Raw genomic sequence first — 18689 nt, forward strand, 5'->3', positions numbered from 1 at the left:
GAGCGCACTATTGCGGCTGGCTGGCCGCCGTGTTGCGCACTTCGGTGTCGGGCCAGCCGCCGCCAAGCGCCTTGTACAGCGTGACAGTGTCGGCCAGAATCTGTTGGTGGACCGCCAACAATTGCAGCTGTGCGTTCAGCAGCGAGCGCTCGGTCTCGAACACTTCGAGCTGCGAGACCACGCCTTCCCTGAGCTGCGCCTCGATCTGCGCCGACACCACGCGCAGCTGCTCCACCTGCTGCTGCAGCTCTACGCGCTGCTTCTTGTGCGCATCGACGTTGACCAGTGCACTCTCCACCTCTTCGAACGCCGTCATCACGGCGCGGCCATATTCGTTTTCCGCCACGCCCACCTGCGCTTCGGTGGTCTTCACGCGCGCACGCACGCTGGGATCGAGCATGGGCAGGTTGATGCTCGGCATAAAGCCGAAGGTGAAGGACTTGAGCAGGTCGCTCAGCGCAAAGCTGGCGGTGCCGCCGCGCGCGGTCAGGCTGATGCTGGGCAGCTGCGCCAGCCGCGCCTGGCCGACGATGTTGTAGGCCGCCAGCACGCGATATTCGGCCGCGACGATGTCGGGCCGGCGCGCCAGCAACTGCGACGGCAGGCCGGCCGGCACGCTGGGCGGCTGCACGCGGTCCTGCAGGCGTCCCGCCGGTACCTTGAGGTTGCCCGCGGGCACGCCCACCAGCGTGGCCAGCGCGTTTTCCGCCACATCGCGCGAACGGCGCAGCTCCAGCAAATCCTTGTTGAGCCGGTTGATTTCAGCCTGCTGCTGCATGACGCGGATCTTGGGCGCCAGGCCATTCTGGTACATGGCCTGGTAAGTGGTGAGGATCTGCCCGTTCTTGGCGACGGTGCGCGTCTGCTGCTCGATCTGCTCGTCGAACTGCAGGATCGTGAAGTAAGTGGTCGATACATTGGACACCAGCGTCAGGTAGCCGGCGCGCCAGTCGGCCTCGGTGGCGCGGAACTCGGCGGTCTGCGCCTGCACGCCCTTCTCGACCTTGCCCCAGATATCGATATCCCAGTTCAGCTGCGCGCCCGCGTTGTAGGTCCAGGTGGATTTCTGCCCGGTGCTTTTCTCGAAGCTCGCACCGGCGCCGATATCGATCACCGGCAGCCCGCCGGCACGTGCTTCGCCGATCTGCGCATTCGCCACGCGGATGCGCGCGGCCAGCACCTTGATGTCGTAGTTGCCGGCCAGCGCCTGGTCGATCAGGCCGTCGAGGTACGGGTCGTTAAAGTTGTGCCACCAGTTGGGCTGCACCGCGTCCTTTGGCGACACCGTGATCGAATCCTGGCGCGACCATTCGGCCTTGGCCGGCGTTTCCGGACGCTGGTACACCGGCGGCCGGAAATCGGCGCAGCCGGCCAGCAGCGCGGCGCATGCGGCGGAAGCGAGCCAGGCCAGGCGGCGCGAGGCTTGGGTCGGCATGACCCGGGGAGCGGCAGTAAGGGATACGGGCACGGTGCGATCCTGCGTGCGTGCGCGGCGGGGAACGCACTGGCGTGCCGTGGCCGCGGAGGTCTGTCTGTATTGTGGTGCGCGCGGGCGCGCGCTCCAACCCCGATCCGCATCAGGCGAAATCCGATGCAGTCGGCCATGGATGGGCACATGAGGCGCGCCGCGAGGACACCCTCGCGGCGCGGCGCCATCTCAACAAGCTTCTCAACGATAGATATTGTTGCTGGCGTTCTGGTTGGTATCCACATGCGAACGGACATGGTCAAGGAAGGCCGAGCCGTTGCCATTCAGGTTGGTGACGGTCTGCATCTGCGCGATTTCCTGCGTGGCGGTGATGCTGCTGTCTAGCTTGAACTTGATCGGGGCGTAGACCGCCGCGAAGGGCATGTAGGCGAGACCGCCGCGCACGGCTTGCATGCGCTTGCTGTCGAGGGTTTCGGTGGCGGCCAGGTCTTTGATGGTCAGCATGATCGTTCTCCGGGTATCGATGTGTGCGTGGGTGCGTGGGCAGCTATGGCGCGGGGCTCAGCCGTAGATGTTGTTGGTGGCGTTCTGGTTGGTGTGCACGTTCGACTTGACGTGGTCCAGGAACGCCGAACCGTTGCCGTTCATGTTGGTGACGTTCTGCAGTTGCGCGATTTCCTGCGTGGCGGTGATGCTCTTGTCGATCGACAGCTTCAGCGGCATGTAGGCGGCGACGAACGGGACATAGGCGAAGCCGCCGCGGACGGCGTGCATGCGCTTCTGGTCCAGGGTGTCGATGGTGGTCAGGTCGTTGATGGTCAGCGTGGTCATGATGGGCTCCTGGTGAGGATGGTGTTGCCTGGGTTGGGGTTCGAGCATCGGGTTGGTGTCGCGCTCGGTTGGGATATCGCAGGGAGCGTGCCAGGAGGGTGCGGCTGGGGGTTGGCGTTTTGTAAACGCCTGAAAATAAGGGATTTTTTATTCGACCTTGCCCTTCAGGCTCAGGTTGCCGCTGCTTTTGAAGGGCACTGGCTGGTGGGTTCGACCCAACACGTTGAGGGTGTGTGTTGGGTGTGCTGTGACAGCAGGGCCGGTACCCTGCTGCTGACGGCAACGCAGGAACGCCTTCGGCTGCGCTGCGCGCCGGTCACATGGGGGGCGTTTTACTTTACGTAGATTGTGATTCGCTTTGAATACACGGGCGGATTTGTGGGGATGTGCTTGTCATCCCCCATGATCAGCTGCAGCGTATGCTTGCCGGGCGGCAGTTCCAGCATGGTTTCAGTCTCTCCCGCGCCGAAATGCAGGTGGTTCCGGTCGTTCGGGATTTCCTTGTCCATTGGCGGCAGCTCGACGTCGATCAGCAAGTGGTGGTGCCCGGTGTTGGCATACTTCACATCCTTTGGCGCCACCCCCATGTTGCGCAATCCAAACCATACCTTGAACGGCTTGCCGGCAGGCATCACCTGCCCGTCATTGGGCCAGCCGATATAGAGATAGGCATTCGGCGGCGCCGGCGTGGATCCGCCCTGGGCTGCGAACGACACCAGCACGCTGGCAGCGAGCGCAGCGGCAGCAAGTAGTCTGGATCTGGACATAACCCTCTCCCGTGGTGGCCGTGCGATGCCACGCCGCACGCAACGCTAGCGCACGGTGATCGTGATCTTCTTCGAATAGATCGGCGGCTCGAACGGTATGTGCTTGGCGTCGCCCATCAGCAGTTGCAAAGTGTGCTTGCCCGGCGGCAGTTCGATGCGCGCATCGGTCTCGCCCGCGCCGAAGTGCAGGTGGTTCCGGTCGTTCGGGATCTCCTTATCCAGCGGCGGCAGCTCGACGTCGATCAACAGGTGGTGGTGGCCGCAGCGTGGCAGCTCGATGCCTTTGGGGCACACACCCATGTTGCGCAGCCCCATGCGCACCCAGAACTTGCCGCCGGTGATCACCGTGCCGTCGTGCGGCCAGATGATGTAGGCCTCGGCGTTGGGTGGCGCGGCTGTCGACAGCGACAGCGATGGCGCGGCCGCGAACACGGCGGCCGCCGCCAGGCGGAACAGGAATCGTCTGGACATACGCCCTCCCCGGAGATCTGCCCGAAACCCGATCACGTTGTCCCGTCAGCCCATTCTTGTTGCTTGTTGGCCAGCGCTCGGCGATTCGTCATTCAGGTTAGGACGCAAGCCCGGAAAATGCGACCCCGGCGAAGCGGGGCGGCTTTGCAATGCTTGGCCCGGGACACAGGCGCTGTGCTATCTTGAAGCAAGCCGGTCTAGGTCTCGGCAACACCACAAAGCGTCCGCAACGCATGTGCCGGCATGCAATCGGGTTCGCTGCCGTCCGACGAGGTGTGAAGATGTGGCGCAATCTACCAGTCGTGCATCTGGCCGCGATGGCCGGGATTCTCGCCTCCACCGCACTTTCCATGGGTGCGGCGTCCGCTGCGTCCACGGACACGCTGCTGCTGGCCGGCATCCTGCCCAAGAACACCGACGAGCAGTATGAGCTCAGCTTCTGGGAATCGATCAAGAACAGCAACTATGCCGCCGACTACGAGGCGTACCTGAAGCAATATCCCAACGGGCGCTTCGCGGTGCTGGCCAAGTCACGGCTCGAGCGGCTGCGTGCTTCGGCATCGGCGCCGGCACCTGCGCCCGCGCCTAAGGCACAGAAGCAGGCCGCGCCGCCGCCCCGGTCCGGCACTTCCTCGGGCGGGCAGGTTTCGCGAGCGCCGGCCGCGTCGGCACCTGCCGCTGCCCGTTCCGAGCCGGCCCCTGCTCCGCCCTCAGCGGCAGCACCCAAGGCCGGCGCCGCGGCCGGTGGCTCGATCAGCGTTGCGCCACCGCCAGCCCGCGCCGGCGAAATTCGCGATTGCCCGACATGCCCGGTGCTGATCCCGCTGCCCGCGGGCAGCTTCACCATGGGCAGCAGTGCCAGCGACCCGGCGGAGAAGCCGCCGCATCACGTCACCATCGGCCAGCCGTTCGCGATCGGCCGCTTCGAAGTCACGGTCGAGCAGTGGAATGCCTGCGTCGACGCCGGCGGCTGCCAGCGCGTGCCGACCATTGCTGAAAGCGCGAAGAACTCACCGGTCCGCGATGTCAGCTGGGACGATGCGCAACAGTACGTGGAGTGGCTGAGCAAGACCACCGGCAAGGCCTACCGCCTGCCGACGGAAGCGGAATGGGAATACGCGGCGCGCGGCGGCACCGCCAGCGCGTTCTGGTGGGGCGACCAGATGCGCAAGGGCAACGCCAACTGCAAGGACTGCGGCGATCCGTGGAGCAACGATGCGCCGGCGCCGGTGGGCTCGTTCGCCGCCAACCCGTGGGGCCTGCATGACGTCAACGGCAGCGTGTGGGAATGGGTGGCCGACTGCTGGCACAGCTCGTACAAGGGCGCTCCCGCGGACGGGCGCGCCTGGAACGAGAACGCGTGCGGCTCGCGCGTGATCCGCGGCGGCTCGTGGCGCGAAGGGGCCGGCTACATGGTGTCTTCCACGCGCTTCAAGTACAGCCCGAGCGTGCGGCAGTCGCAGAACGGCTTCCGCGTGGCGCGCGACATGAAATAGCGTGCGCGCACGAAGCCCGTCGGTGAAGCGCAAGCCAACGCGTGCGCCCGTCAGCGCGCACGCGTCGAGATCTGCACTACGTCCGCGCTGATGCGGTCGTTGCCATAAGTGCGCGCCATCTGCGCCAGCGGCTTTTCCAGCGCGCGCAGGTAATCCTGCTGCCCTTCCACCTCCGTGCGGCGCCCTTCGAACAGCGGCACCGGCGTCGTCAGCAGCACCACCAGCTCGGTGCCGAAGGGGGCCGACACAACCCAGGCGCCACCTTCGCCGATCGTCGCCTGGTGCCCTGCCGGAGCCTGGTGGGCGGACACCCGCGAGCTGGGCACCATGTGCGCGACCTTGCCGTCGGCCGCGAAGTAATCGACGTAGACATAGGACTCCTGCGCCGGCGTACGCAGCTCCAGCACCAGCGGCGAGCCATCGGTCAGCTGCGAGCTCTTGCCACGCAACCGCAACGACGAGGCGGTGCCGCCTTCGCGATTGCCTGACCAGTACGGCGCGACCAGTTTCGCCACCTCGCACTTATCATCCGCAAGCGGCTGCGTCTCGACGGTCACGCCCTTCACGCCGGGCAACTTCGCCAACTGCTCGCGCAGGCGCGCCGGCCCCACGCTTTCGGCCAGGAAGCCGCGCACGCGCAGCGTATGGGCCTTTTCGCTGGCGTTGAGCAGCGAACACGGCACGGCGGCGAGCGCCTTGGTAACCTCGGCCATGGAAAACACCGCTGGGCGCGCCGGCGCTGGCGCTTCTGGCGGCGCGGGAGGCGTGACAGGCTGCGTGGGGGGCGCCTCCGCACGCGTCTCGGCCGGCGCCGTGGCGGGCTGCCGCTGCGCATGCCAGGCGTAGTAGCCGATCGCCGACACCCCGGCGAGCACGGCGGCGACACCGCCGATCATCATCGGCGAACGCTGCGACGGCGTGGTCATCGGCACCGCGCTCATGCCATGCAGGAAACGCGCGACGGTTGGCGTGCGCGTGGCGCGATTCAGCGACAGTGCCTCGCGCATCGTTTTCCACTGCGTGCGGCTGAGCTGCGGCGGCTGCGGCGGCTTGACGCCCGCCTCGCGCGCCTGGTTGGCCGACATGCGCTGGTACGGGTGCTTGCCTGTGATCAGTTCGTAGGTCACGCAGGCCAGCGCGTAGATATCGTCGCGCGGGTCTGGCTCGCGGTGCTCGAACATCTCCGGGCTCGCATACGCCGGCGTCATGCCGCCCAGCGAGCCGGGATCGAACACGGTGCGGTCGGACTCGTCAGCCGGCGGCAGGAAGCCGCGCGCGATGCCGAAGTCGATCACCTTGACCTCGCCGCTGTCGGTCAGGAACACGTTGGCAGGCTTGAAGTCGCAGTGCACGAAGCCGCGCTCGTGCGCATAGGCCAGTGCATTGCCCATGCCGTTGATGATGGGCATGGCGCGCGCCATCGGCATGCCGCTGAAGCCGGGCGCCTTCAGCACGTGGTTGAGCGAATTGCCCGACAGGTATTCCATGGTCAGGAAGACCACCGGCCCGTCGCGGTCGAAGTCGTAAACGGTAACGATATTCCGGTGCGCCAGCGTCTGCGCCTTGCGCGCCTCGCGCTGCAGCGCGATCAGCGACTTGGGATGGCCGCTGAACTGCAGGTTCAGCACCTTGATGGCGATATAGGGCTTGCGGTCGGACGCCTCCAGCTTGCGCAGGTCGAGCGCCTTGTACACCGTGCCCATGCCGCCCACGCCCAGGCACTCTTCCAGCACGAAGCGGCCGTTCAGCGTATCGCCCACGCCCTTGGCATGTGCCGCCGGCGGCAAGGTGCCGGCCTCGGGTGAGGTCGCGTAGAGCGAACCTGTCTGCGGCCCGGTGGCCATGCGCGTGGCTTCGGTAACGCCCTCGTACTGGGTCGCACTGCGGCGCTCGATGCGCCGCATCACTTCGGCATAGACCGCGGGCGGGAACGGGAATCGGGTGTTTTCCTCGATGACCACGCGCGCCGCCTGGCTGGGCGAAGTGGGGTCCTGGGCCAGCGCAGTCTCGAACGACGCAACGAATTCGTCGTCGGACAGTCCGCCGCTCTGGAACTTTCGGATCAGGTCTTTAAGACTGGCCACGGCTCGCCCTGACATGGTTTTCGGGCAGGGTTGCCCGCGCTGTGTGCAGTGCGAAATTGCCCTGTCTTCGATGGATACTAGTGCGCACCCATGGCATGCGCAATCCGTGCGCTTGCGCTGCGCTGCCGGCACGCAACGCCGTGCGCGTGCGGCGCCGGCATTCGTCGGCCGCGATCGGCGCCGACTGTCACTGCGGGGCCAACACCGGCGCCACACATGTTGGCCGGGCACCGCCATCCAGTGGCCCGCAATGGCGCACACGACCGGTGCCGGAAAGCCGACATGCCCGTCAAAAACCCCTTGTTTTCAGGCATTTGCGCGCGGCGCGCGCAGCCGGCTGCGGCGCTGGCACGCTCCCTGCGATATCCCAACCGAGCGCGACACCAACCCGATGCTCGAATCCAAACCCAAACGCAATACCTTCCGCCACTGGAGACCATCATGACCACGCTGACCATCAAGGACCTGTCCTCCGCCGAAACCCTGGACCGCAAGGGCATGCAAGCCGTGCGCGGCGGCATGACCTACATGCCGTTCGCCGCGGTGTACATGCCGCTGAAGCTGTCGATCGACAAGAGCATCACCGCCACGCAGGAAATCGCGCAAATGCAGTCTGTCACCAACCTGAACGGCAACGGCTCCGCGTTCCTGGACCACGTCAAGTCGAACGTGCACACCAACCAGAACGCCACCAACAACATCTACGGCTGAGCCCCGCGCCATAGCTGCCCACTCACACATACCGAGACCCGGAGACCATCATGACCACGCTGACCATCAAAGACCTGTCCGCCGCCGAAACCCTCGACAGCAAGCGCATGCACGCCGTGCGCGGCGGCCTCGCCTACCTGCCCTTCGCCGCCGTCTACGCGCCGATCAAGCTGGCGTTCGACGGCAGCATCGACGCCAAGCAGTCGATCGCACAGATGCAGACCGTTACCAACCTGAACGGCAACGGCTCGGCCTTCCTGGATCACGTCAAGTCGAACGTGCACACCAACCAGAACGCCACCAACAACATCTACGGCTGATCCAGCCACGGCCGCGGCGCGCGGTGGCCATATGCAAGCCCCGCGCCAGCCGCTCCGGAACCCTCATCGAATCACCTGAAGGAGCGCCATCATGTCATCCATCATCGTTCGCGACCTCGCCGTCAGCAAAGACCTCGACCGTGCCTCGCTGCGCGCCGTGCGCGGCGGCAATTCCTGGCTCACCCGCGGTGTCGGCAACGTCGGCCCGCTGGCCAACGTGACCGTCAACGTCAACCAGAACATCGCCCAGCTGCAGAGCATCAATGTCAACACGCTCAACAACAGCTTCGTCGGCCACGGCGCAGGCCCTGTGAGCGTCGATGTCAACCCGTCGCAATGGGCCGGCAACTTCGCCGCGGTCTGAGCGCCTGGGTAATACGGGGAGCGGCGGCCGGCCCGCGAGTGCACCGCGGGCCGCCGCCTATACTGAAGCGGTCCCGCGGCCGCATGGCCGTGGCGCCGCATTACCGGAGACAGCCATGGCAGTAATCGTCATCAAGGATTTGTCCGACAGCGTGGATCTCGACCGGCAGGCCATGACCGCCATCCTGGGCGGCGGGCGCACCGCCGGCGGCCAGGGATGGCATGGGCTGCGGCGCAGCGGACCGGCGCGCATCGTCGATTACCCGGGCGGCCTGCCCGGCAATCGCCACGTGATGCCGCGGGAAGTCCCGCTGGGCCGGTTGCCCCGAAAACCTGCAGACAAGGGGACGGGCGGCTAAGCGCGGGCGGCAACGGGTAGAGAGAAGCGGTCGATCAAATGAAAAGCCCGCCAGTCACTGGCGGGCTTGGTTGCGGACGGGCCCGGACCTTCTCGGTCACGCGGTCAACAGTTCGGTCATTCTTTGCCAGGCAGGCTTCCCATGATTCCGCCCATGAAGCGGACGCCCATCCGGACCACCCGGAGAGTCGCAGGAAGACTGGCGCTTGGGGCAATGACCGCAATGCTTGCCGCTAGCAGTGGCGCAATGCCGCTGGAGGAGGTCAAAGCGGGAACGTTTTTCGTCCGCCCCGTGCGGGCATCCTGTGTGCTCGCGCCTCCAGTATAGGCAGGGGCCGCGGCCTTTCAACCCGGCCGGCGCCTGCGGCGCGCCAGGGTGTCGCCAGCGGCGCATGCAGGTGACGCCAGGCTGACATATCTGGTTACGTTTTCGCAGTGCAACAAAATTTTCTCACTCTGCTATAATCCGCGCCGTGAGTTTCGCAACTGTGAGATCCGCCAACCGCCCGGCACCGGCTTCACCTCAATGCCGCGGCGAATCCGCTGCCCTCCCAAGCTCTGTTTCCTCGCTGCCGGACGCCTAGTTGTTGTTTGCGCCAGCCGCCCAGCAGAACGCACCGCTCACCTGACGTCGCCTCGTCTCCGATCCTGTTGAACAGCCTGAAACCTGAGCTGTTTGCCTGCCAGGGACATGGCCGGACCGCCCAGCGGAACCAGCCAACGCCCTGCCTGCCGCCGTACTGCCAGCTGTGTCTGTCGTAACGGCCTCACCGATTGGCGCCGAAGCCTTTTTAAGACTTTGCACTGCGCCCACCCCATTCTGCGTTCGGGGTGCCATGCATTTATTTGATCATTACGACATGACCCAGCACGACATTCGTGCGGAGCAAGCTATTGCCTCCGCGACCGACGCTTCGATCACTTCCGACGCTGCCCAGATTATCGAGAGCCCGCTCGACAAGCTCGACGCCATGCTCAACGGCAGCCCGGCAGCCGAAGCCCAGGCCGCCACTGAAACCGCTGCGACCGAAAGCGGCTTTGCCAGGCTTGGCCTCGACGCGGCCATCCTGCGCGCGCTTTCCGAACTGAACTACAACACGCCGACTCCGGTGCAGGCCCAGGCCATTCCCGCCTTCCTGGCCGGCCGCGACCTGCTGGTGTCGAGCCAGACCGGCTCGGGCAAGACCGCCGCATTCATGCTGCCCGCGATCCAGCGCATCAGTGAAATGCCGGCGCCGCAGCGCTCGACTGAACCCGCCAAGCGCATGAAGGGCAAGCGCCCCCGCCCGTCGCCGGCCCAGCCCGCACTGCTGGTGCTGACCCCGACGCGCGAACTGGCGCTGCAGGTGACCGAAGCCGCCGCCAAGTACGGCCGCAACCTGCGCCGCATCGTCTGCGCCAGCATCCTGGGCGGCATGCCCTACCCCAAGCAGCTGGCCGCGCTGTCCAAGATGCCTGACATCCTGGTGGCGACGCCGGGCCGCCTGCTCGACCATATCGACGCCGGCCGCATCGACCTGTCGGCACTGCAGATGCTGGTGTTCGACGAGGCCGACCGCATGCTCGACATGGGCTTTGCCGACGACATCGACGCCATCGTCAACGCCACGCCGGCTTCTCGCCAGACGCTGATGTTCTCGGCCACGCTGGATGCGCGCATCGCCCAGCTCGCCTCGCGCCAGCTGAAGGATCCGCAACGCATCGAGATCGCCGCGGCCCGCGCCGACCAGAGCCATATCGAGCAGCGCCTGCACTACACCGACGACATGTCGCACAAGGAGCGCCTGCTGGACCACCTGCTGCGCGACGTCGGCCTGAAGCAGGCCATCGTCTTCACCGCGACCAAGCGCGATGCCGACTCGCTGGCCGAGCGCCTGTCCGACACCGGCTTTGCCGCCGGCGCGCTGCACGGCGACATGACCCAGGGCGCGCGCAACCGCACGCTGACGGCCCTGCGCCGCGGCAACCTGCGCATCCTGGTGGCCACCGACGTGGCCGCACGTGGCATCGACGTGCCCGACATCACCCACGTGGTGAACTTCGACCTGCCCAAGCAGGCCGAGGACTACGTGCACCGCATCGGCCGCACCGGCCGCGCGGGCCGCTCGGGCATCGCCATCAACCTGGTCAACCACGGCGACGTGTTCCAGTGGCGCCGCATCGAGCGCTTTACCAACCAGCGCGTCGACGCTTCGGTGATCGAAGGCCTGGAACCGCGCCGCCAGCCCAAGCCGCGCTCGAACTTCGGCGGCAAGCCGGGCGGCCGTGGTGATTTCCGTGGCAATGGCGGCGGCTACCGTGGCGGCGAACGCAGCTTCGGTGACCGCAAGTTCGGCGGCAACGGCGGCGAGCGCAGCTTTGGCGACCGCAAGTTCGGCGGCGAAAGCCGCGGCTTCGGCAACCGCACGGAAGGCGCGCGCCCGTTCGGCGACGACAACCGCGGCGGCTTCGGCAACCGTGAGGGTGGCTACCGTGGCCAGGGCGGCACCGCCGGCAATGGTGGCTATCGTGGCGCCAACGACGGCGCTCGCGGCTTCGGCAACCGTGAAGGCGGCCGCAGCTTCGGCGACGACAACCGCGGCGGCTTCGGTAACCGCGATGGCGCCCGCAGCTTCGGCGACGACAACCGCAACGGCGGCGGCTACCGCGGCAACGGCGAAGGCCGCAGCTTCGGCAACCGTGACGGCAACCGCGGCTTTGGCGGCGGTTATGGTGGCAACGGTGGCAATGGCGGCAACCGCAACAGCCGCTCGCGCTACGAGCGTTGATGGGCCGGTGCGCTGAGCGCACCTTGCCACCGGCAGCAAAAAGGGCACCCGAGGGTGCCCTTTTTGCATGCGCGCGAAAGACGCTACAGCGCGCAGGTCCGGAAGCCGACGAACGCCAGGTCATCCTCCGGCAGCAGCGCCCAGCGCGCCCGCGCATGGCGCAGCCGCGACGGGCTGGCGAACGATACGCCGCGCACCGCCTGGTGCGTGCTGAAGCGGCCGACAAACTCGCCGTCCGACGGCGCCGCGTTGAAGCCCGCGTAAGGCTCGTACGGCGTCGCCGTCCACTCGCGCAACGCGCCCCATTGCAGCCCGCGGTTCTGCGTGGCTGCCAGCTCCCATTCCGATTCCGCCGGCAGGCGCCGGCCGGCCCACACACACCACGCCTGTGCTTCGAACAGCGTCACGTGGCGCACCGCTTCGTCGGGATTGAGCGTGCGCAGCGTGCCGAAGCGCTCCACCATCCATTGGCGCGAGTCCGGATGGCGTGACCAGTAGCGCGGGGACGAGCGCTCCTGCGTCATCAGCCACTGGCGGCCCGACGCCGACCACCACGCGGGCCGCTCGTAGCCGCCGTCTTCGATGAATTCCAGGAACTGCGCGTTGCTGACCGGCGCGACATCCATCTCGAAGGCCGGCACATAGGTCGGTTGCGGCGGCAGTTCGTCGGGCCACGCAAAGCCGTCCGCCTCGCTCCAGCCCAGCGTGAAGCGCCCGCCCGGGAACTGCAGCGTGCCGCCCTGCCCGGCTGGCCGGGCAAGGCCCGTGGCGGGCGCCGATTCCGCGGGCGCCATGCCCAGCGCCTGCAGCAGCGCGGCCAGCCCCTCGCCCTGCCCATCCTCATGGAACAGCGCGCGGCGGTACGGGTACAGGGTCAGGTCGCTGTCGTCGGGCAGCAATGCCACCCGGCGCAGCAAGCCGTCGAGCACATCGGCGGCATAGCGCTTGACCACGGCCACGTCGGGTAGCGTGACTTCCCAGCGCTCGTCCGGGCCGATACGGTCGGGATCGAACCATTCGTCGGCGCCGTCGAGCAGCGAGGGCTCGGACGCCACCGGCACCGGCACGCCGCCGCGGTCTATCTGGCGCACGCCGCGCAGGCACCACCACTCCGCATGCCAGGCAACATGGCCCAGTGTCCATAGCGGCGGGTCGGCGTCATACTGGCGCGGCACGTCCCAGGCGCGGCGGGTCTGGCCGAACGGTGCCAGCCATGCCAGCGTGCGGTTGCGCGTCTCGACCAGCGCCTGCGCCAAGCCTTCGCGCGGCAGCCGGCGCGGGTCGGACCAGGCCGCCTTGCCGCCGGTGAAATAGAGATCGGGAAGCATGGGAAAGCCGCTCATCGACAGGTCCGCGCAGTTCGCAGTTAGATGGAGTGGGAAGGCAATGGCCGCACCGGCGTGCAGCCTGCAGCGCACGCCGGTGCGGCCATTATGACACCACCTGCCGGCCCTGCCCGGAGCAGCCCGGCGGCAACCCGGGGCAGGGCCGGCAGGCTCAGCCGCGCGCGTGGAACACCGCGAACCAGCCGCGCGGATCGGTCCAGCAGACCGGGTCCTCAAACCCGGCCGCTTCGAGCAGCAGCGCGAAATCGTCAGGCTTGTACTTGTACGAATCCTCGGTATGGATGCGCTCGCCCGCGCCGAACTCGCGCGCGCCGCCCTCCCACTGCACGCGCACGTCGCGGCATGCCGCCAGGTGCATCTGGATGCGCGACGCCTCGCGGTCGAAGCTGGCCACGTGGCGCCAGTCTGCCAGCTCGAAGTCGGTGCCGACGATCCGGTTCACGTTGCGCAGCATATTGCGGTTAAAGGCAGCGGTGACGCCCAGCGCATCGTCGTAGGCGGACACCAGCGCCGCCTCATCCTTGTGCAGGTCGACGCCGATGAGCACGCCATCGCCGCGCCCTGCCGCGCCGCGCAGCCGCTGCAATAGCGCCAGCGCTTCCATCGGGGAGAAATTGCCGATGCTCGAGCCCGGGTAGAAAAACAGCCGCCTGCCGCGCCTGACATTGCGGGGCAGGTCGAACGGCGCGCACAGGTCGGCGCCCAGCCCCAGCATCGGGATGCCGGGATGTTGCTGCTGCAGCGCCGACAGCGTCGTGCGCAGGAAATCGACCGAGATATCGAGGGCCACGTACTGTGCCGGACGCAGGCTGCCGAACAGGCGCGCGGCCTTCTCGCAATTGCCGGCGCCCAGGTCCACCAGCACGCAGCCGCTGCCGGCGCGTGCCGCGATGGCGGGGGCGGCGCTGGCAAAGATCGCTGCCTCGGTGCGTGTCGGATAGTACTCGGGCAGGTCGGTGATCGCCTCGAACAGGCGCGAGCCCAGCACGTCGTAGAAGAACTTGGGACTGATCGCGGCCGGCTCGGCGCACAGCCCGGCCAGCACTTGCCGGCGCAGGGCGCCGCTGTCCTCGCAATACTGCTGCACGAACTCGGGCTGTGGCGGCGGGCGGTGGGCGTGGCCGTCGGCCAGGGCGACCAGCGCGGGCTGGGCGCCGGGCGCCGGCGAGACGGCATGGCCGTTGTGGTGGTTGCGGGGAGTGGTCTGCTGGGTGTGCTGGGAAGGGGCGTTCGGCGGGTTCGGGACAGCCGGCATGACGTTTCCTTGTGTGGTCGCGAATGGTCACTGCTTCACTGCGTATTCCCCAAGGTCGCGCTGTGCATGTCGTGCGCGCCGGTCTCCGCAACCCGCTCCTGTGCTGTCCGGCGCGCATCGGGCGGAACCGAGCTTCAAGGATAGGTGCATCCGGCGGATTGCGCACCGTTGCATGCCGGGAGGGGCACGATGCAGCACCCACCGCAACTTGAGTCGGTATCTCCCCTAATGCGCCACACCGGCAACAGTTCGTTTATAATGCCGCCCAGCGCGGCCTCCGTGGCCCGCGACCCTCAAAGGGGAGTAGCTCCGGGGCTGATGCCCTTAGCACAATCGTCATTCCGGGACTTCGTCTCCGGTTGTGCTGACCACCGGTGCGCATACCGCGCTTGTGGTCGAGCAAGACCTTTGCAACCTGGACTTCATGGTTTGCAAAGGCGCCCCCATGCCCCGTGCTCCGCGAATCCAGGCGAACCAACGTTAAGCGTGCGCGTTTGCGCTGTTTTGTACCCTGAGGAGAGTTCATGGAGTGGTTTACCGATCTGTTCACGATGCAGTTCCTGACGGCGCTGCTGTCGATTGTCGTCATTGACCTGGTGCTGGCCGGCGACAATGCCATCGTGATCGCACTGGCGGCACGCAACCTGCCCCCGCACCTGCAAAAGAAGGCCATCATCTGGGGCACCATCGGTGCCGTGGTGGTGCGTTCGGCCATGACGATCGGCGTGGTCTGGCTGCTGAAGATCCCCGGGCTGCTGCTGGTCGGTGGCCTGGCGCTGGTGTGGATCGCCTACAAGCTGCTCTCCGACGAAGGCGGTGAAGAAGGGCACGGCTCGGGCGCCGCGACCCTGTGGGGCGCGATGAAGACCATCATCATCGCCGATGCGGTGATGGGCGTGGACAACGTGCTGGCCGTGGCCGGCGCCGCGCACGGCAGCTTCCTGCTGGTGGTGCTGGGCCTGCTGATCAGCATCCCCATCGTGGTGTGGGGCTCGAGCCTGGTGCTCAAGCTGATGTCGCGCTTCCCGGCCATCATCTACGTGGGCGCGGGCGTGCTGGCGTTCACGGCGGTCAAGATGATCGTGCACGAGCCGCTGGTCAAGGCCTTCTTCGAGGCCAACCCGGTAGTCAACTGGGGCCTGTACGTGCTGATCATCGGCGGCGTGCTGGGTGCCGGCTACCTGGTGCAGAAGCGCCGCGACCAGCAGGAACCGGCTGGCAGCCACTAAGGCTTGCCGCCGTGCCGGGGCAGCCGCCCCGGCCCGCTGACGGAAGGGCCGCCCGGAAGGGTGGCCCTTCTTGCTTTAAAATGCCTGCTTTGCGGGTCCAGCGCCCGCGTCACATCCCCTGCCCCGCGCCGATGAAACAGTATCTCGACTTCATGCGCCATGTGTACGAGCATGGCACCGACAAGGCCGACCGCACCGGCACCGGCACGCGCTCGGTGTTCGGCTACCAGATGCGCTTCGACCTGCGCGAAGGCTTCCCGGTGGTGACCACCAAGAAGCTGCACCTGAAGTCCATCATCCTGGAACTGCTGTGGTTCCTGCAGGGCTCGACCAACGTGCGCTGGCTGCAGGAAAACGGCGTCAGCATCTGGGACGAATGGGCCGACGAGAACGGCGAACTGGGCCCGGTGTACGGCTCGCAGTGGCGCTCGTGGCCGGCGCCGGATGGCCGCCATATCGACCAGATCACCGACCTGATGGCGCAGATCCGCGCCAACCCGGACTCGCGCCGGCTGATCGTGTCGGCCTGGAACGTGGCCGATATCCCGCGCATGAAGCTGCCGCCCTGCCACGCGTTCTTCCAGTTCTACGTGGCCGACGGCAAGCTGTCGTGCCAGCTGTACCAGCGCAGCGCCGATATTTTCCTGGGCGTGCCCTTCAATATCGCAAGCTATGCGCTGCTGACGCACATGATCGCGCAGCAGGCCGGGCTGGAAGTGGGCGACTTTATCTGGACCGGCGGCGACTGCCACATCTACAACAACCACTTCGAGCAGGTGCAGACTCAGCTGGCGCGTGAGCCACTGCCGCTGCCGCGACTGAAGATCGTGCGCAAGCCCGACAGCATCTTCGACTACCGCTACGAAGACTTCGAACTGGACGGCTACCAGTCGCATGCCGCCATCAAGGCACCGGTGGCCGTATGACGATCCTGACGCTGGTAGTCGCCAAGGCCCGCAACGGCACCATCGGCCGCGACAACACGCTGCCGTGGCGCCTGCCCGAAGACCTGGCGCATTTCAAGCGCACCACCATGGGCGCGCCCGTGATCATGGGCCGCAAGACCTGGGACTCGATCGGCCGCCCGCTGCCGGGCCGGCGCAATATCGTGGTCAGCCGCAACCCGGACCTGCGCATCGAAGGCGCCGAGGTGGCAACGTCGCTGGAAGACGCGCAGCGCCTGTGCGTGGGCGTCGACCAGATCTTCCTGATCGGCGGCGCGCAGCTGTATGCCGAGGCGATGCCGAGCGCCGACCGGCTGGTCGTGACCGAAATCGATGCCGACGTGGAAGGCGACGCCTTCTTCCCGCCGATCGACCGCACGCAATGGCTGGAAACCGCGCGCGAGACGCATCATTCCGAGGCCAACGGCTTCGACTATGCGTTCGTCACCTACGATCGGCCGCCTTCGGAAGAGTCCTGAGCCGATGCCGGCGGCATTGACAAATCCCGCCGCATCGCCCAAAGTCTGCCCCATGGACCGCCGTCACCTCCCCATCGCGCGAATTATTCGCACCATTCTCCGAATGGTGGGTTAGCGCGCGTCCAGAACCAGATTTCCGCAAACACCCGCCCTGCAGGCGGGTGTTTTGTTTTCCGGCTCCAGGGCAATCGACAACGAATCCCGGAGCCACTCCATGCAAGCCACTGCCGAAGCGACCACCGAAGTCGCCACCGAAGTCGCCACCTCCGCCGCATCCGACCATCACGCCTACCTGAAGCGCATCCTGACCGCGCGCGTCTACGATGTGGCGCGCGAGACGGAGCTGGACTTTGCCAGGCACCTGTCCGCGCGGCTGCACAACCAGGTCTACCTCAAGCGCGAAGACACCCAGCCGGTGTTCTCGTTCAAGCTGCGCGGCGCCTACAACAAGATGGCGCAGCTGAGCCCCGAAGCGCTGCGGCGCGGCGTCATCACCGCCTCGGCCGGCAACCATGCGCAAGGCGTGGCGCTGTCCGCGGCGCGGCTCGGCGTGCGCGCGCTGATCGTAGTGCCGACCACGGCGCCGCAGGTCAAGGTCGACGCAGCGCGCGCGCACGGCGGGCCCACCGTCGAGGTGGTGCAGGCCGGCGACTCCTATACCGACGCCTACCGTCATGCGATGCAGCTGCAGGCCGAGCACGGACTGACTTTCATCCCGGCATTCGATGACCCCGATGTCATCGCCGGCCAGGGAACCGTCGCGGCGGAAATCCTCAACGCGCACCGCGGCCCGATCCACGCGATCTTCGTGCCGATCGGCGGCGGCAGCCTCGCCGCGGGCGTGGCCACCTACGTCAAGGCGGTGCGGCCGGAGATCAGGGTCATCGGCGTGCAGACGGACGACTCGTGCGCGATGGCGCAATCGGTGCGCGCAGGGCGGCGCGTCGAGCTGGAGGAAGTGGGACTGTTCTCGGACGGCACCGCGGTCAAGCTGGTCGGCGAAGAGACCTTCAGGCTGTGCCGGCGCTATCTGGACGAGATCGTCACCGTCGACACCGACGCGCTGTGCGCGGCGATCAAGGATGTGTTCGAGGACACCCGCAGCGTGCTGGAACCCGCCGGCGCGCTGGCGGTGGCAGCGGCCAAGCAGTATGCGATGCGCGAGGGCCTGCGCAACCAGACGCTGGTGGCGGTGACCTCCGGGGCCAATATCAACTTCGAGCGCATGCGTTTCGTCGCGGATCGCGCCGAACTGGGCAATGCGCGCGAAGCCATGTTCGGCGTGACGCTGCCCGAAACCTGCGGCGCGTTCCGGCGCCTGTGCGCCCGCGTGGGCCACAGGCAGATCAGCGAGTTCACCTACCGGATTGCCGATGCGCAGACCGCGCACGTCTTTGTCGGCATGCAACTGCGCACGGCCGGCGAGGCGACGGAGATCCTCGACACGCTGCACGCCGACGGCTTCCCGGCGATCGACCTGACCGCCGACGAGGTGGCCAAGGAGCACGTGCGGCATATGATCGGCGGCCGCTCGCCGCTGGCGCGCGGCGAGCGCCTGTTCCGCTTTGAATTCCCCGAGAAGCCGGGGGCATTGATGGCCTTCCTGTCGGCGCTGGCGCCGGACTGGAACATCAGCCTGTTCCACTACCGCAACCAGGGCGGCGATACGGGATCGGTGCTGGCCGGCATTCAGGTGACCGACGAGGTGACCGACGGCCAGGTGCAGGCTTTCCGCGAGCGGCTGGCCACGCTGGGCTATCCGTGGCAGGAAGTCAGCGACAACCCGGCGTACCGCATGTTCCTCGCGTAAACGCAAGCGAGCCGCCCGCAGGCAGCTC

General features: G+C 67.0%; 18 protein-coding genes. 10 read left to right on the plus strand and 8 right to left on the minus strand.

Annotated features, from left to right (window positions below):
• Window positions 1-7: 7 nt before the first annotated feature.
• The 5 genes from E0W60_RS22715 to E0W60_RS22735 form a co-directional block, all read right to left on the minus strand.
• Window positions 8-1435 carry an efflux transporter outer membrane subunit gene (locus E0W60_RS22715; RefSeq protein WP_165971429.1) on the minus strand — a complete coding sequence of 476 codons (1428 nt, stop codon included), beginning with the start codon at window positions 1433-1435 and terminating at the stop codon, window positions 8-10.
• A 234-nt stretch (window positions 1436-1669) separates the two neighbouring features.
• A complete protein-coding gene (locus E0W60_RS22720; protein WP_133093052.1) occupies window positions 1670-1933 on the minus strand; it encodes a hypothetical protein in 264 nt (87 codons plus the stop codon).
• A gap of 57 nt (window positions 1934-1990) precedes the next feature.
• Entirely contained in the window at window positions 1991-2260 is a 270-nt protein-coding gene (locus tag E0W60_RS22725) for a hypothetical protein (protein ID WP_133093053.1), read from the minus strand.
• A 332-nt stretch (window positions 2261-2592) separates the two neighbouring features.
• Window positions 2593-3027, minus strand: coding sequence for a DUF4399 domain-containing protein (locus E0W60_RS22730; protein ID WP_133093054.1), 435 nt, complete (start codon window positions 3025-3027; stop codon window positions 2593-2595).
• Window positions 3028-3072: 45 nt separating this feature from the next.
• On the minus strand, window positions 3073-3498 hold the full coding sequence (locus tag E0W60_RS22735; RefSeq protein ID WP_133093055.1) for a DUF4399 domain-containing protein: 426 nt from the start codon (window positions 3496-3498) through the stop codon (window positions 3073-3075).
• 350 nt (window positions 3499-3848) lie between these two features.
• Here E0W60_RS22735 and E0W60_RS22740 point away from each other — a divergent pair, with 350 nt between their 5' ends.
• Window positions 3849-4994 (plus strand): formylglycine-generating enzyme family protein, encoded by a 1146-nt coding sequence (locus tag E0W60_RS22740; protein ID WP_431189913.1) that lies wholly within the window; start codon window positions 3849-3851, stop codon window positions 4992-4994.
• A gap of 50 nt (window positions 4995-5044) precedes the next feature.
• Here the strand turns inward: E0W60_RS22740 and E0W60_RS22745 are convergent, their stop codons facing one another.
• Entirely contained in the window at window positions 5045-7093 is a 2049-nt protein-coding gene (locus tag E0W60_RS22745; protein ID WP_135705609.1) for a protein kinase domain-containing protein, read from the minus strand.
• Between the two features lie 426 nt (window positions 7094-7519).
• Between E0W60_RS22745 and E0W60_RS22750 the strand changes: the two genes are divergently transcribed.
• The 5 genes from E0W60_RS22750 to E0W60_RS22770 all read left to right on the plus strand — a co-directional run bounded on the left by E0W60_RS22750 (window position 7520) and on the right by E0W60_RS22770 (window position 11598).
• Window positions 7520-7789 (plus strand): hypothetical protein, encoded by a 270-nt coding sequence (locus E0W60_RS22750; RefSeq protein WP_116320898.1) that lies wholly within the window; start codon window positions 7520-7522, stop codon window positions 7787-7789.
• A gap of 50 nt (window positions 7790-7839) precedes the next feature.
• Window positions 7840-8109, plus strand: a complete 270-nt coding sequence (locus tag E0W60_RS22755) for a hypothetical protein (RefSeq protein ID WP_133093058.1) — start codon at window positions 7840-7842, stop codon at window positions 8107-8109.
• A gap of 91 nt (window positions 8110-8200) precedes the next feature.
• Window positions 8201-8473, plus strand: a complete 273-nt coding sequence (locus E0W60_RS22760) for a hypothetical protein (RefSeq protein ID WP_133093059.1) — start codon at window positions 8201-8203, stop codon at window positions 8471-8473.
• A gap of 115 nt (window positions 8474-8588) precedes the next feature.
• Window positions 8589-8831 carry a hypothetical protein gene (locus E0W60_RS22765; protein WP_133093060.1) on the plus strand — a complete coding sequence of 81 codons (243 nt, stop codon included), beginning with the start codon at window positions 8589-8591 and terminating at the stop codon, window positions 8829-8831.
• Window positions 8832-9690: 859 nt separating this feature from the next.
• Window positions 9691-11598, plus strand: coding sequence for a DEAD/DEAH box helicase (locus tag E0W60_RS22770; protein WP_135705610.1), 1908 nt, complete (start codon window positions 9691-9693; stop codon window positions 11596-11598).
• A gap of 83 nt (window positions 11599-11681) precedes the next feature.
• On the opposite strand, the gene E0W60_RS22775 is transcribed toward E0W60_RS22770, so the two are convergent.
• Window positions 11682-12941 (minus strand): SUMF1/EgtB/PvdO family nonheme iron enzyme, encoded by a 1260-nt coding sequence (locus E0W60_RS22775; protein WP_135705611.1) that lies wholly within the window; start codon window positions 12939-12941, stop codon window positions 11682-11684.
• A 154-nt stretch (window positions 12942-13095) separates the two neighbouring features.
• Entirely contained in the window at window positions 13096-14199 is a 1104-nt protein-coding gene (gene egtD / locus E0W60_RS22780) for an L-histidine N(alpha)-methyltransferase (RefSeq protein WP_135705612.1), read from the minus strand.
• A gap of 524 nt (window positions 14200-14723) precedes the next feature.
• Here egtD and E0W60_RS22785 point away from each other — a divergent pair.
• The 4 genes from E0W60_RS22785 (at window position 14724) to ilvA (ending at window position 18661) form a co-directional block, all read left to right on the plus strand.
• A complete protein-coding gene (locus E0W60_RS22785; RefSeq protein WP_133093064.1) occupies window positions 14724-15428 on the plus strand; it encodes a TerC family protein in 705 nt (234 codons plus the stop codon).
• A 131-nt stretch (window positions 15429-15559) separates the two neighbouring features.
• Window positions 15560-16354, plus strand: coding sequence for a thymidylate synthase (locus E0W60_RS22790; protein WP_133093065.1), 795 nt, complete (start codon window positions 15560-15562; stop codon window positions 16352-16354).
• Complete coding sequence (locus E0W60_RS22795; protein WP_133093066.1) at window positions 16351-16851, plus strand: dihydrofolate reductase; 501 nt, start codon at window positions 16351-16353, stop codon at window positions 16849-16851. Before E0W60_RS22790 ends, E0W60_RS22795 begins: the two co-directional genes overlap by 4 nt.
• Before the next feature lie 214 nt (window positions 16852-17065).
• Entirely contained in the window at window positions 17066-18661 is a 1596-nt protein-coding gene (ilvA, locus tag E0W60_RS22800; protein ID WP_135705613.1) for a threonine ammonia-lyase, biosynthetic, read from the plus strand.
• Window positions 18662-18689 lie beyond the last annotated feature (28 nt).

Origin of the sequence: Cupriavidus oxalaticus (assembly GCF_004768545.1) — a bacterium.
Taxonomy (GTDB): domain Bacteria; phylum Pseudomonadota; class Gammaproteobacteria; order Burkholderiales; family Burkholderiaceae; genus Cupriavidus; species Cupriavidus oxalaticus_A.

Excerpts from the sequence above, each read along its gene's own strand:
- E0W60_RS22775 (WP_135705611.1), bottom strand. The coding sequence starts at position 12,941 with ATGAGCGGCTTTCCCATGCTTCCCGATCTCTATTTCACCGGCGGCAAG.
- E0W60_RS22785 (WP_133093064.1), top strand. The coding sequence starts at position 14,724 with ATGGAGTGGTTTACCGATCTGTTCACGATGCAGTTCCTGACGGCGCTG.
- E0W60_RS22735 (WP_133093055.1), bottom strand. The coding sequence starts at position 3,498 with ATGTCCAGACGATTCCTGTTCCGCCTGGCGGCGGCCGCCGTGTTCGCG.
- ilvA (WP_135705613.1), top strand. The coding sequence starts at position 17,066 with ATGCAAGCCACTGCCGAAGCGACCACCGAAGTCGCCACCGAAGTCGCC.
- E0W60_RS22730 (WP_133093054.1), bottom strand. The coding sequence starts at position 3,027 with ATGTCCAGATCCAGACTACTTGCTGCCGCTGCGCTCGCTGCCAGCGTG.
- E0W60_RS22750 (WP_116320898.1), top strand. The coding sequence starts at position 7,520 with ATGACCACGCTGACCATCAAGGACCTGTCCTCCGCCGAAACCCTGGAC.
- E0W60_RS22755 (WP_133093058.1), top strand. The coding sequence starts at position 7,840 with ATGACCACGCTGACCATCAAAGACCTGTCCGCCGCCGAAACCCTCGAC.
- egtD (WP_135705612.1), bottom strand. The coding sequence starts at position 14,199 with ATGCCGGCTGTCCCGAACCCGCCGAACGCCCCTTCCCAGCACACCCAG.
- E0W60_RS22760 (WP_133093059.1), top strand. The coding sequence starts at position 8,201 with ATGTCATCCATCATCGTTCGCGACCTCGCCGTCAGCAAAGACCTCGAC.
- E0W60_RS22720 (WP_133093052.1), bottom strand. The coding sequence starts at position 1,933 with ATGCTGACCATCAAAGACCTGGCCGCCACCGAAACCCTCGACAGCAAG.
- E0W60_RS22740 (WP_431189913.1), top strand. The coding sequence starts at position 3,849 with ATGGGTGCGGCGTCCGCTGCGTCCACGGACACGCTGCTGCTGGCCGGC.
- E0W60_RS22765 (WP_133093060.1), top strand. The coding sequence starts at position 8,589 with ATGGCAGTAATCGTCATCAAGGATTTGTCCGACAGCGTGGATCTCGAC.
- E0W60_RS22790 (WP_133093065.1), top strand. The coding sequence starts at position 15,560 with ATGAAACAGTATCTCGACTTCATGCGCCATGTGTACGAGCATGGCACC.
- E0W60_RS22795 (WP_133093066.1), top strand. The coding sequence starts at position 16,351 with ATGACGATCCTGACGCTGGTAGTCGCCAAGGCCCGCAACGGCACCATC.
- E0W60_RS22715 (WP_165971429.1), bottom strand. The coding sequence starts at position 1,435 with ATGCCGACCCAAGCCTCGCGCCGCCTGGCCTGGCTCGCTTCCGCCGCA.
- E0W60_RS22725 (WP_133093053.1), bottom strand. The coding sequence starts at position 2,260 with ATGACCACGCTGACCATCAACGACCTGACCACCATCGACACCCTGGAC.
- E0W60_RS22770 (WP_135705610.1), top strand. The coding sequence starts at position 9,691 with ATGACCCAGCACGACATTCGTGCGGAGCAAGCTATTGCCTCCGCGACC.
- E0W60_RS22745 (WP_135705609.1), bottom strand. The coding sequence starts at position 7,093 with ATGTCAGGGCGAGCCGTGGCCAGTCTTAAAGACCTGATCCGAAAGTTC.